Below are 13138 nucleotides of genomic sequence, written 5' to 3'. Positions count from 1 at the left end.
TGCAAGAGTGCCAGCTACAGGATCGGACGAATGCTCCCACCGCCGTCGATCGGCACCGTTTGCCCGGTGATCCACGCGGCGTCCTGCGACAGCAGGAACGCAACGGGGCCTGCGATATCTTCTGGCTCGCCGAGACGGCCGAGCGGGTACGCCGCCGACACTTCAGCTTCTTGTCCCTCGTACAGCGCACGCGCGAACGAGGTCTTGACCACAGCTGGCGCGACCGCGTTGACCCGAATCTTCGGAGCAAGCTCGTATGCGAGCTGCACGGTGAGGTTCATGAGGGCGGCCTTCGAAATGCCGTAGAACGCAATTCCTGGGCTAGCTCCGAGCGCCGAGGCGGAGGAGATGTTCACAATGCTCCGACTCAGGCCTGCAGCGACCGCGTCGCGGCTCCAGTCCAGCGAAGCAATCACGTTCACGTCGATAATCTTGCGCGCCGCACCGGTGTCGACATCAACGATCGGTCCGTAAATGGGGTTGATCCCTGCGTTGTTCACGAGATGGTCGAGTCGCCCGTGACGTTCCGCCACGTGGGCGAAGACAGCCGCACGGTGCTCCGCGTCATCCGCGCGACCCGCTACGCCCGAGGCGTTCGGACCCAGGCCAGCGACAGCCTCATCGAGAGCTTCCTGGTTACGCCCGGTGATGATCACCGATCCGCCCTCAGCGATGAGTCGCTCGGCAATCGCGAGGCCGATACCTCGGCTCGCTCCAGTAACAATGGTGACCGTTTCAGCGAAACGAGATGTGGTCATGGCGCCTCCTTGCGTCGTACATACCGTCCAGTCGGTATGAATACTTTAGCACCGACCACACGTCTCGACACTAGCCCCGAGCCGCGATAGATCACAATCGAGAATCAGACATACCGTCCGGTCGGTATTTCCGGTACGGTGGCGCCACCAACGACACGAAGAGGTGCCGATGAATTCACACACGCTGGAATCAGCTCCCGTTACTCCACGCCTGGAAGTGGACCGACTCACCGTAAAATTCGGTGGATTGACCGCCGTAGACGACGTTTCTTTCGATGTGCAACCGAGCGAGGTTGTCGCGCTGATAGGCCCGAATGGCGCGGGCAAGACAACCGTATTCAACGCGGTCTGCAGCCTGCTGCGCTGTGCAGGGGACATTAAGATCGACGGCAGCCCCGTGCCGCGGCAGACGCCGAAGCTCTCGAAGCTGGGGCTGTCACGGACGCTGCAGGGCCTCGGGCTGTTCTCGAGCATGACGGTGCGCGAAAACGTGGTGCTCCCCCTTGCCGGAGGCCCCACCAGCGAAGCCGAGGCGGCGGCCGATGCCCAGTTGGAGCAGCTCAACTTGCTGCACCTTGCAGACCGACTCGTGTCTGAGCTGTCATACCCCGACCGCAAGCGCGTGGCACTAGCGAGGTCGCTCGCGACTGACCCGAAGCTCCTCCTCCTTGACGAACCCGCTGGCGGGCTCGGAGCTGAGGACATTGCAGCGCTCTCAGACACGATCCGGGACGTCGCCGCAAGCGGCCGCTCAGTACTCCTGGTCGAGCACCACGTCGACTTCGTGATGGCCCTCGCCGACCGCATCGTCGTGCTCGATTTCGGACGGGTCATCGCACGGGGAACGCCTGACGAGATCCGCACCGATCCGCGGGTTGAAGAGGCATACCTTGGCGTGACCGCGGCGAACGGAGACGCATCGTGACGACCGAACCCTTAGCTGGCGCTGCCCTCTCCATCCGAGACCTCACCGTGGGTTACGGTGGCGGGCCAGTGCTCCACGGTGTCAACGTCGACCTCAGCCCCGGCGAAGTCGTCGCGCTGTTGGGGGCGAACGGAGCCGGGAAAACCACTCTGCTTGGCGCCCTCACCGGTCGAGTTCCCGTCACCAGCGGAGCTCTGTCGCTCGACGGGAAGGACCTCCGGGGTATGCGCACCGAGGATCGCGCCAGGCTCGGACTCGCTCTGGTGCCTGACGGACAAAGCGTCGTCGGCGAACTCACCGTGGATGAGAACCTTCGCCTCGGAGCGCTGTGGCGCCACCGTGGTCCGGCACGCGAACAAGCGATCCAGCGGATCTACGAGATGTTCGAGCCCCTCGATCGCAGAAAACTCGCCGACGGCCACCAGCTCTCCGGCGGCGAGCGCCAAATGCTTGCCCTGGGCCGGGCGCTCATCGCGGAGCCACGGCTCATCGCGCTCGACGAGCCTTCACTGGGGCTCGCTCCGCTTGTCGTCGCGCAGATCATGCGCACGCTGCGCGAGACCGCCCGCGAACGAGGCCTCACCGTATTGCTCGCCGAACAGAATGTCACCGGCGCGCTCTCGATTGCCGACCGTGGCATCGTGCTCAATCTCGGCAAGGTGGTCGTCGATGCAGACGCAGCCACGCTCGCCGAGGACTCCGCTCTTCGACACGCCTACTTGGGATTCTGATGGATAGATTTGCTTTTCTCTTCGCCACAGGGCTCGCGCGCGGAGCGATCTTCGCGCTGTTCGCCCTGTCACTCGTGCTCATTTGGCGCGCTACCCGCATCATCAACTTCGCGCAAGGAGCGATGGCGCTCGTAGCCACCTACGTTGCTTTCGCAGTCTCGGGAGCGACGGGCAGCTACTTTGCTGGCCTCGCTGCGGGAATCCTGACCGGAGCGCTGATGGGCTTCATCGTTGAACGTGGCGTCATGCGGTTTGCGCCGCAGTCGTCTCCGCTTACCGGTGTGCTCGCAGCGATCGGCCTCGTGATGGTGCTGCAGTCACTCCTCGGGATCTTCTTTGGGTCGCAGTATCGGGCCATGGCTGCCCCGTTTGACCGCAGCGCAATCGTGATCGGCGGTGTCCCGCTGTTGTCGCCCAACGACCTCTTCACCATCGGCGTGACGTTGGTGGTGATGATCGCGCTTGCGGTGGTCTTTACGAAGACTTCCCTGGGCTTGCAGCTTCGAGCATCAGCGTTCGCCCCCGATGTCTCCCGGCTGCTCGGTGTGCGGGTCACGCGCATGGTAACAATCGGGTGGATGCTCTCGAGCGCCGTCGCAGCCCTCGCCGCGATACTGCTCGTCCCCACCGAGCTCGGGCTGAATCCCCACGCCACGGACATGCTGTTCATTTATGCGTTTGCCGTCGCCGTCATTGGCGGCCTCGACTCCCCTGTTGGTGCCCTGCTGGGCGGCCTGACCGTCGGGGTCGCGATGAGCCTACTCACCGGATATCTCGGCGCGACAGTCGCGCCGATCGGTGTTCTCGTACTCCTCGTACTCGTCTTGCTCGTCAAGCCGGGCGGAGTGTTCTCGACACGGAAGGAGCGCAGCGCATGACCCGCGTCCTGCCCTCGTTGACCGGCCGCAGCCGCATTATCGTGTTCGGCGCGATACTCACGGTGCTTGCGATCGGCGCTACATTCATCCTCGATCCATATCGCAACTTCCAGTTTGCGACGATCGCTGCCTACTTCTGTGTGACAGCCGGGCTCACGCTTCTCGTAGGCCAGAGCGGACAGCTCTCCCTTGGCCACGCCGCTCTCATGGCAACCGGCGGCTACAGTTATGCCCTCACCGCGAATGCACTCGCCGATGCTGATGTCGCGGGACTCCCCAGGTTCCTGATTTCGCTCGTCGTAGCAATGCTCGTCGCAGGCGTCGTCGGCCTGCTCCTCGGGCTCGCAGCAGCCAGGCTCCACGGCCCGTACCTTGCAGGGATCACGCTGGCCCTCGTGGTCTCCGTGCCGGCGGTAGCAGCGACGTTCAAGGTGCTCGGCGGCGACCAGGGCCTTCCCAGCCCGTACCAGGGCGTGCCCGAAGCGCTACGCACCCTGATCGCTACGGAGCAGTGGCACGCGTGGGTCGCGATCCTCGTCGCCGGCGTGCTTGTCACCTGGCTCGTGCTCCTTCGGAACGGATCATTCGGCCTGCGCATGCGCGCCGTTCGAGACGACGAAACCGCGGCGCGGCTCAACGGCGTCGCCGCTGGCAGGGTCAAAGTCACCGCCTTTACCGTCAGCGCCATCGCAGCCGGCGCTGGCGGGGCCGTGCTCTGCTTCATCACGCAATCGGTAAGCCCCGGAGCGTACACGCTCCCGTTCTCGCTGCTACTCGTCGTTGCCGTCGTGCTCGGAGGCCTCGGCAGTATCGGAGGCGCGGCCCTCGGCTCGGTACTCGTCGTCATGCTGCCCTGGCTCATCACGACCGCGACCTCGGTACTTCCGCTTTCCGCAGATATGACCCAGCGGCTCACAGGCAACCTGCCCGTGCTGATCTTCGGCGCCCTGCTCACCGTCACGATTCTCGTGCGACCGGGTGGCCTCGTCGATCTTCTCCCCAAGCCCAAGTCTCGGGGGCCAGAGCAGGCTTCCGGGGTACCCGCACACCCTGTATCCACTGAGTGAAAGATGTCTTCAATGTTCATGATTAAGCGCAACACAGCTGTTGCAATCGCCGCCGCGACCGCGGCAGCGGCTCTCGTACTCACAGGCTGCAGTACGCCCAATGGCCAGGGAAATGGTGACGCGTCAGCGGTTCCCGGGGTAACCGATGACTCAATCACGATCGGCACGCACACTCCGCTCACGGGCCCCGCAGCCCCCGGTTACTCGTCGGTTTCCGCAGCAGCGCTCGCGTACTTCGAGTATGTGAATGCCAACGGTGGCATTCACGGCAGGACAATCAACTACATCATCAAGGATGATGCGTATAACCCAGCGAATACCCAAATGGTCGTCCGGGAACTCGTCCAGGACGACAACGTGTTTGCCGTCTTCAACGGCATCGGAACAGCCGCCCACACATCGGTGCTCGAGTACCTCAACGAGAATCAGGTTCCTGACCTCTTCATCGCCACCGGGTCAAAGAACTGGAATCAGCCAGAAAAGTTCCCGTACACCTTCCCGTTCAACGCTGACTACTCGGTTGAGGGCGCAGCGCTGGCACAGTATGCCGTTGACGAGTACCCCGGCCAGAAGGTGTGCGTGCTTGGGCAGGATGACGATCTCGGTGGGTTCATCCTTGAAGGAGTCGAAGAAGCCCTCGGCGCGGATGGGATCACACTGGCCGAGGAATACTCGACCTCAAACCCTGACATCACCGCGCAAATCGGCGCAATGCAGGCGGCCGGCTGCGAAGTGAACGTCCTGGGCAGCATTCCGGCGTTTACGGCGCTGGCGCTCAGCACTTCCGCCCGCATCGGCTGGGACACCAAGTGGTTTGCCACCTCAGTCGGCTTGGACCACACGACCCTGATGGACATCCTCGGCGAGGATGCCGGCCCAGCGTTGATCGAGGGGCTCGTTGGTGTGAACTATCTTCCCACCGCATATGGAGACAGCGAGTGGGTAGAGCTCTTCCGCGAAATCAACGACACGTACAACAGCAGCGCACCGTTTACTGAGAACGTCGTATTCGGGATGAGTGTCGCGTACCTCTTCACGGAAGCGCTTGAAAAGACCGGCGAGAACCCAACCCGAGAGGGGATCCTCGACGTCATTCGCTCTGGCGAGCTAAAGGGCAACGGCATTGCTCCACTCGCCTTCGGTCCGAAGAGCCACGGTTCGTACTACACCGTGGGAATCCTCGAGGTTGAGGATGGCCAGCAGGACTACATCGATGTCGCGTACACCGTCGAAGACGGCAAGGCCACCCGTGTGGCTATGGATCCGGTTCCGTTTGTCCCAGGCGGTATCCCCGGCTCCTAATCAGTGCGCGTTCAGCCCCGAGGGGCCGGTTCCCGCCGGCCCCTCGGGTCCACCACCACGCAGAGAAGAGGGACCCATGAATTCCCGTATTCGCACTACCCCTGTCGCGCTCGCAGCGGCAACCGCAGTCACTGCGCTCGTCCTCAGTGGATGCAGCATGCCGTCTGATTCTGGCGACGGCACCACCGCGACTCCCGGTGTCACCGACGACACCGTGACGATCGGCACTCACACACCGCTCACAGGCCCGGCCGCCCCAGGTTATGCGTCTGTATCAGCGGCTGCGCTCGCATATTTCGAATACGTCAATGACAACGGCGGAGTCTACGGGCGCAACATCAATTACATCGTCAAAGATGACGGATACAACCCCGCCAACACACAGATGGTCGTGCGGGAGCTCGTTCAGGACGAGGGCGTGTTCGCAATCTTCAACGGGCTTGGCACACCACCACACAGTTCCGTCATCGACTATTTGCACGACAACGATGTCCCCGACCTGTTCGTAGCTTCGGGTTCGACCATGTGGAATCAGCCCGAGGAGTATCCAAACATGTTCCCCTTCAACGCCGACTATGTCGTTGAGGGAGCGGGACTCGCGCAGTATGCGGCAGACACCTATCCCGGTCAGAAGGTCTGCCAGCTCGGGCAGGATGACGACCTGGGCGAGGATATGCTCGCCGGAGCCGAGATGGTGCTTGGCGAGGGTGGCCTGGTGCAGGTCGAGCAGTACTCGTCCTCAAACCCAGACGTGACGGCTCAGATTGGTGCGATGAAGGCGTCAGGCTGCGAGATCGCGATCTTGTCAACGATTCCTGGCTTCACCGCGCTCGCGATGACCACCGCAGCTCGTCTCGACTGGGAGCCGCTCTGGATGACCTCTTCGGTGGGCGCCGACTACCCTGTCCTCCTCGATCTCTTGGGTGACGCCGGCCCCGGCATGCTCGACGGGTTGGTCGCGACCGGGTATCTCCAGTCGACCGACGCCGACAACGGCTGGTCACAGTTGTTCAAAGAGATCAATGATCAATACAACGGCGGCGCCGAGTTTACCGGCGCGGTGTTCAACGGCATGAGCGCGGCGTACCTTTTCACCGAGGCGCTCGTTGCGGCAGGTGAACAGCCGACGCGTGAGTCCATCGTCGAGGCGATCCGCTCCGGCGACCTCGTCGGGAACGGCGTTCTTCCTCTGTCCTTCAGCGAGGACGACTATTCCTCGTACCGCGGCGTGGGCATCAGCATCGTCAACGACGGCGTCCAAGACTTCGTCGATAAGGCGTACCGTCTCGACGGCGATACGGTTTCGGCGATCGATCTCGATCCGGTTCCGCTCGTTGGGAAAGGAATTCCCGGCGCGTAGGCCAGGCGCACATAGGTAGGGCTCCCGGGGTGTATCCCCGGGAGCCCTACCTATGTGCTTACTTGGCTGGCGAGTAGATCCGCTGCAGCTCGCGCTTCAGGATCTTGCCGCTCGCACCCAACGGGAGATCGTCGACGATGTGTACGACGCGGGGATACTTGTAGGCTGCGACGTGCTCCTTCGCGAACTCGATGATCTCAGCCGGGTCGATCTCTGTGCCGGCGAGCGGCAGCACAGCCACGTGGATTTCTTGCCCACGCAGCTCGTCATCGACGCCGAACACCGCCGAGGCAGCGACCTTCGGATGGCGTGCGAGCACCGCTTCAACCTCGGTCGGGTAGACGTTGTAGCCAGAGCGTAGGATCATGTCCTTCTTCCGGTCGACGATGGTCAGGATCCCATCGGCGTACGTTCCCAGATCGCCAGTGCGGAACCAGCCATCGACAATTGCCTCCTGCGTGGCCTCCTCGCGACCAACGTACCCCTTGAACACGTTGTGTCCACGTACGATGACCTCGCCAAGATCTCCCTCGCCCTCGAAAAACTCAATGCGGTCTTCGATGTCCGGATCCGCGAGTGCGACCTCGACGCCCCAGAGGGTTTGCCCGACGGTGCCCGGCACGGTCGGCTCGCCGAACCGATTCACCGTAACGGTGGGTGCGGTCTCAGTGAGACCGTACCCCTCATGCGGCGGAACTCCGTAGGCCTCCTCGAACGCTTCCAGCAGCGCGACCGGGAGGGCAGCACCGCCGGAGTTCGCGAATTTCAGCGGCGGTCGCGCGTCTGAGCGGCGCGCGGCCTCAAGCAACCCGACATACATTGTCGGCACCCCGACAAACACCGTCGCCTGATGCTTGACCATGAGTTCGAGCGCTTGATCTCCGTCGAAGCGCGGCATGAGGATCACAGCGCTTCCCGCGCGGAACGCCATGTTCAGCACCGAGGTCTGCCCGAAGGTGTGGAACAGCGGCAGCCCGCCGAACGTGACGTCCTGGTTCGACACTTGAACCCCATCGATGAGACCGGAATGCACCTGCTCGATGATCGAGAGGTGGCTTCCGACAGCACCCTTGGGCGTACCCGTCGTGCCGCTCGTGAACAGGATTGTCGCTGCGTCAAGCGGGCCGGTCGGTTCGATGCGTGTGATGGGTTCTGCTGCGGCGGCCTCCGCCTCGAGCCGGGGAATCGCGCCGGGTGCGTCGGCAGGCAGGAGCACGGTCATGAACGGCACTCCGGCTTCGGCGGCGGCAGGCGCCGCCTCGGCGAGCGAGGTCGCCGAGGCGATGAAGAGATCCGCCCCGGCGTCCTGCAGCGTGCGCGTGATCTCCTCTGCCTTGAGCAGCAGGTGGATCGGCACGACGATCGCGCCGAGGGCGAGGACGGCGTAGTACACGCGAGGAAAATCGGGCACATTCGGGATCATCATCGCGACACGATCCCCCCGCCCGATCCCGCGGGCGCGCAGGGCGCCCGAGTAGGCCCGGGATTGGTCCCACAGTTCTCTGTAGGTGATCGCTTCGTCGTTATAAAACACGGCGGGCCGGTCTGCATGTCTCACAGCCGATTCGCTGAGAATGCTCGCTACCGAGAGCGTCGTGAAACCTCTCCCGTCTACTGCGGGATCGTGCGGGTGTGCCATCGTGGTGTCTCCTTTGACGTGTCTGACGGGTGCCCGAAGGGTTACAGCTTGAGCTGTGCCCTCCCGAGGCTGTTGAGGTGGACCTCGTCGGGGCCATCGGCGATCCGCAGCGTGCGAACCCCGGCGTACAGCCCGGCGAGCGGGGTATCGTCGCAGACTCCTGCGCCACCGAACACCTGGATCGCGCGATCGATGATCTCAGCGACCGCGCGCGGCACGGCGATCTTGATCGACTGGATCTCGGTCATCGCTGCCCGGTTCCCGACGGTGTCCATGAGCCAGGCGGTCTTCAGCACCAGCAGCCGAAGCGAGTCGAGCTGGATCCGCGACTCCGCGATCCATTCACGGATCACGCCCTGCTCGGAAAGCGACCGGCCGAACGCGTGACGGGAATTCGCGCGTTCGATCGCGAGCGACAGCGCACGCTCCCCCATGCCGAGGGCGCGCATGCAGTGGTGGATACGTCCGGGACCGAGGCGAGCCTGCGCGATGGCGAAACCGTCGCCCTCAGCGCCGATGATGTTGCTGGCGGGCACACGCACATCGGTGAACAGCACCTCGGCGTGCCCGCCGTGGTCGCGATCGTTGTAGCCAAACACGGTGAGCGGACGCACAATTTCAACGCCGGGCGTATCCCGCGGGACGAGAATCATTGACTGCTGCTTGTGCCGCTCTGCCTCGGGGTCGGTCTTCCCCATGACGATGAAGATCTCGGCTTCGGGGTTCATGGCGCCAGTGGACCACCACTTCCGACCGTTGATGACGTACTCATCGCCATCGCGGCGGATCAGCGTGCCAATGTTCGTGGCGTCGCTCGATGCGACGTCAGGCTCGGTCATGCAGAACGCCGACCGGATCTCGGCGTTCAGGAGTGGCGTGAGCCAGCGCTCTTTCTGTTCGGGGGTGCCGAAGTCGGTGAGCACCTCCATGTTGCCCGTGTCGGGTGCCGCGCAGTTCAGGGCCTCAGGCGCGAGCCGCGGGCTCCAGCCGGTGATCTCCGCGACCGCAGCGTACTGCAGGTTCGTCAGGCCGGCTGCGCCGGTCTCCGCGGGGTCACCCGGGAGGAAGAGGTTCCAGAGACCACGCTCGCGCGCCTCAGCCTGAAGCTCGCGAACGATGGGCTGCGTCGCCCAGTTATCGGGATCGGCAGCGAGCTGCTCATCGAGGATCGGTTCGGCTGGGAGCACCTTTTCGTCGAGGAACTCGCGTACCTTCGCTGTGAGCTCGAGTGTTTTTTGGTCGTGTGCGAAATCCATCAGAGCACCTTCAATCCATTCTCGGCAAGTGGCTCAACGAGCTCACCTATCCGGTCAAATCCTTCGCCGACGGTGCCGCCGGCCTGATAGCGGTAGTGGATCCCCTCAAGGATCACTGCGAGTTTGTACGCGGCGAATGCCCGGTACCAGCTGAGATCGGGGAGCGTGATCCCTGCCTCAGCCGCGTAGGATTCAGCGAGTTCTTCAAACTCGGGATACCCGGCGTCAGGATCGACCGCGCTCGCGATCGCTCCGCCGCTGGGGAGCTTGCCGATGTCCCAATACAGCGCGAAGATCCCGAGGTCGACGAGGGGATCACCGAGCGTCGCCATCTCCCAGTCGAGAATGGCCGAGATCTTCGGGGGGCTACCGTCGACGAGAGCGTTATCGAGCCGGTAGTCGCCGTGCACGATGCCGGTGCGCGTCGTCTCCGGAACGCCCTGCTCAAGTGCTGCTTGGAGCTCATCGAGAACGCGAACTTCGCGCGACCGCGACGCGTCGAGCTGCCGCCGCCAGGTGGCAAGCTGCCTGGTGAGATAGCCGACGGGTTTTCCGAAGTCTTCCAAACCGACCGCTTCGACATCCACAGAATGCAGTGCGGCAAGGTGGTGGATGAGCTCGAAGCTCAGATCGCGGATCTCATCACTGGTGTAGGCATCGTTCTGCTTGCGCGATACGACGACCTTGCCCGGAGCCTTCTCCATGAGGAAGAACGTGGTTCCGGTGATGTCGCCCCCGGTGTCGTCGACAAGGTCGATTGCAGTCGGGACAGGAATCGCGCTGCCCGCGAGCGCCGAAATCACTCGGTGTTCGCGAGCCATGTCGTGCGCGCTCGACAGCACATGACCGAGCGGTGGTCGGCGCAGAACCAGCGGCACTCGTGCGCCCTCAACCGAGTAGGTGAGGTTCGAACGGCCGCCTGCGATAACCTCTGCGCGCAGCGGACCTGCGGCGAGTTCGGGGTGTGCCTTGCTCAACCATGTGGTGAGCGCGGCAACGTCTAGGCCTGGGGTCTCAGGCATCTGCACCTGTCTTCCTACGGCTCCTCTTCGTGCCGCAATTCCGAGCATACCGGATGGTCGGTATGTGCGCGAGGGGGCGGCACAACTTCACGGGCGAGCGCACGCACGATGCGCTCAGCGTGCCCAGAGTCTGCGAATAGGGCACCGCAATACACGCCATAGCAACTGACGTCAGCGCCACCGACGGCCGCTCCGCCGCGAGCTTTTTCGGGTCGCGCGCGAGCTACCTGCCGGTTCGATTAACCGTCGACGCGCAGCAGGAGACGAAACGCTGCGCTTGCCCGCTCGACACTGGGCTCATCGCCCGAGATGAGATCCGCGTACGAGAATGACTCGGACACCCGCGAGAGCAGGTACGCAAGCCCGGCGGGATCAATCGCGCCACCGAGCGGGGCGTCCCCGAGTTCGCGTCGCACCAGCCACTCGACCGTCGCAAGGAAGCGACGCTGGATCGGGCTCTCCTTCGTCGTGAGCAGCCGGAGCGCACGCGCGGGCTCCCGCCGGAGGAAGGTCCGAAAGTAGGTGGCGTTAATGAGACCATCAACAAAGTTGGTGAGCATCGCCGCGAGCCGCGGCGCACCCTCGAGATGCGCCGTCGCCTGCTCGCCCTGCACAAACGTCGGCACGGCCAGTGACCACAGCACCTCGCTCAGGAGCGCGTCGCGGTTCCCCACCCAGCGAAACAGCGATGTCCGGTCCACCCCAAGATCTGCCGCGAGCTCGCCCATGCTGATGCGGTTGCCGGCGATGAACGCTTCACGCGCACCCTCGAACGCACGCATGGCGTCGTCACGGGTGTCGAGCCGGTCAGACAGCAGGGACGGGGCAGCTGCAAGGCCCACCTGAGCGATCTGCGCGCCAACTGTGCTGTTCATCCGATTACTCTATCGGCCCGTTATCGGGTCGATGCAACATTTCTGGAAATAGTGTGCACATTTCAAAATATGATGCATACTGGTCACGATCGCCGACGATCGGAGAGACCATGACCACGCCCAATGACGCGCCACGCGGTTCCGCCCCAGCAGCCAGACTTTCCGCTGATTTTTTCGCATTCCAGCAGCTACTCACGGAGACAGAACAGCGCGCCCTTGCCGAGCTCCGCGAGTTCTTTGACTCCGAGATTCGCCCCTTCGCAGACGACTATTGGGAGCGGGCAGAGCCCCCCAAGCATCTCCTCGCTCGCGCCGCAGAAATGGGCATGTTCCGCCACGCATTCCCCGACTACGCGCCCTTCGAAAACAGTGCAGTATTCCGCGGCTGGGTCGCGATGGAACTCGCGAGTGCAGATCCCTCAACGGCAACGCTCATTGGCGTGCACTCCGGCCTGGCGATGGGCGCGATCTCTGTCGGTGGTTCCGAAGCGCAGCGCGCCGAGTGGATGCCAAGACTCGTCACCGGCGAGCAGATCGGCGCTTTCGGACTCACCGAGCCGAACCACGGTTCCGACACAGCCAAGGGTCTCGAGACCACGGCTGAACGACGCGGCGACGAGTGGGTACTCAACGGCGCAAAGCGGTGGATCGGCAACGCCGTCTTCGCCGACTTCGTCGTGATCTGGGCGAGAGACCTCGCCGACAATCACGTGAAGGGTTTCATCGTCCGCACCCCGGCCGCCGGGTTCACCGCAACCAAGATCGAACGCAAGCAGTCCATGCGCGCCGTCGAGAACGCCGACATTGTGCTCGACAACGTCATTGTGCCCGAGCACGATCGGCTGCAGAATGTGTCGAGTTTCCGTGAGGTTGCAGAGGTGCTCCGGCAGGCCAGAGCTGGCGTGGGCTGGCAGGCCGTCGGTGTCTCCATCGCTGCTTACGAGGCGGCGCTGGCCTACGCGAAGCAGCGCGAACAATTCGGCAAACCCATCGCCTCATTCCAGCTCGTGCAGCTGAAGCTCTCAGAGAGCCTCGCGAACATCACCGCGTCACTGGCGCTGTGCGTGCGCGCCTCACAGCTCCAGGACGAGGGCTCACAGAGCGACGAGCACGCGGCGATGGTGAAGGCGTTCACCACCGCACGGATGCGCGACACCGTCGCCATGTGCCGCGACATTTGCGGCGGCAACGGGATCCAGCTCGACTACGGGGTCGCACGATACTTCGCCGACGCAGAGACCGTGTACACCTTCGACGGCACCTACGATATGAACTCGCTCGTCGTCGGCCGAGCCATCACCGGCATCGCAGCATTTACCTAACCA

12 protein-coding genes are annotated in these 13138 nt (G+C 63.5%); 7 read left to right on the top strand and 5 right to left on the bottom strand.

From position 1 onward, the window contains the following. Nucleotides 1-14: 14 nt before the first annotated feature. The gene (locus AUL38_RS02075; RefSeq protein WP_059058836.1) at nt 15-758 is read right to left on the bottom strand and encodes an SDR family oxidoreductase; all 744 of its coding nucleotides are present in this window, start codon (nt 756-758) and stop codon (nt 15-17) included. 247 nt (nt 759-1005) lie between these two features. Between AUL38_RS02075 and AUL38_RS02070 the strand changes: the two genes are divergently transcribed. The 6 genes from AUL38_RS02070 (at nt 1006) to AUL38_RS02045 (ending at nt 7021) form a co-directional block, all read left to right on the top strand. Then, a complete protein-coding gene (locus AUL38_RS02070; RefSeq protein ID WP_235590563.1) occupies nt 1006-1683 on the top strand; it encodes an ABC transporter ATP-binding protein in 678 nt (225 codons plus the stop codon). Beyond that, a complete protein-coding gene (locus tag AUL38_RS02065) occupies nt 1680-2414 on the top strand; it encodes an ABC transporter ATP-binding protein (RefSeq protein ID WP_059058832.1) in 735 nt (244 codons plus the stop codon). Before AUL38_RS02070 ends, AUL38_RS02065 begins: the two co-directional genes overlap by 4 nt. After that, nucleotides 2414-3292, top strand: a complete 879-nt coding sequence (locus tag AUL38_RS02060; protein ID WP_059058830.1) for a branched-chain amino acid ABC transporter permease — start codon at nt 2414-2416, stop codon at nt 3290-3292. Before AUL38_RS02065 ends, AUL38_RS02060 begins: the two co-directional genes overlap by 1 nt. Then, the gene (locus AUL38_RS02055) at nt 3289-4359 is read left to right on the top strand and encodes a branched-chain amino acid ABC transporter permease (RefSeq protein ID WP_059058828.1); all 1071 of its coding nucleotides are present in this window, start codon (nt 3289-3291) and stop codon (nt 4357-4359) included. Before AUL38_RS02060 ends, AUL38_RS02055 begins: the two co-directional genes overlap by 4 nt. An 18-nt stretch (nt 4360-4377) precedes the next feature. Continuing rightward, nucleotides 4378-5661, top strand: coding sequence for an ABC transporter substrate-binding protein (locus AUL38_RS02050; RefSeq protein ID WP_235590562.1), 1284 nt, complete (start codon nt 4378-4380; stop codon nt 5659-5661). Between the two features lie 76 nt (nt 5662-5737). Further along, complete coding sequence (locus AUL38_RS02045) at nt 5738-7021, top strand: ABC transporter substrate-binding protein (protein WP_059058821.1); 1284 nt, start codon at nt 5738-5740, stop codon at nt 7019-7021. A gap of 58 nt (nt 7022-7079) precedes the next feature. Here AUL38_RS02045 and AUL38_RS02040 read toward each other — a convergent pair whose 3' ends face one another. The 4 genes from AUL38_RS02040 to AUL38_RS02025 form a co-directional block, all read right to left on the bottom strand. Further along, nucleotides 7080-8660 carry an AMP-binding protein gene (locus AUL38_RS02040; protein WP_059058819.1) on the bottom strand — a complete coding sequence of 527 codons (1581 nt, stop codon included), beginning with the start codon at nt 8658-8660 and terminating at the stop codon, nt 7080-7082. Nucleotides 8661-8701: 41 nt separating this feature from the next. Next, nucleotides 8702-9916, bottom strand: coding sequence for an acyl-CoA dehydrogenase family protein (locus tag AUL38_RS02035; RefSeq protein ID WP_059058817.1), 1215 nt, complete (start codon nt 9914-9916; stop codon nt 8702-8704). Then, a complete protein-coding gene (locus AUL38_RS02030) occupies nt 9916-10938 on the bottom strand; it encodes a phosphotransferase family protein (RefSeq protein ID WP_059058815.1) in 1023 nt (340 codons plus the stop codon). The genes AUL38_RS02035 and AUL38_RS02030 overlap by 1 nt, the downstream gene beginning before the upstream one ends. A 239-nt stretch (nt 10939-11177) precedes the next feature. Next, nucleotides 11178-11813, bottom strand: a complete 636-nt coding sequence (locus AUL38_RS02025; RefSeq protein WP_059058813.1) for a QsdR family transcriptional regulator — start codon at nt 11811-11813, stop codon at nt 11178-11180. Between the two features lie 110 nt (nt 11814-11923). On the opposite strand from AUL38_RS02025, the gene AUL38_RS02020 reads away from it, so the two are divergent. Next, the gene (locus AUL38_RS02020) at nt 11924-13135 is read left to right on the top strand and encodes an acyl-CoA dehydrogenase family protein (RefSeq protein WP_059058812.1); all 1212 of its coding nucleotides are present in this window, start codon (nt 11924-11926) and stop codon (nt 13133-13135) included. Nucleotides 13136-13138 lie beyond the last annotated feature (3 nt).

Source organism: Leucobacter sp. G161, assembly GCF_001482305.1.
Taxonomy (GTDB): Bacteria; Actinomycetota; Actinomycetes; order Actinomycetales; family Microbacteriaceae; genus Leucobacter.
This window is presented reverse-complemented; position numbering and strand designations above follow the sequence as displayed.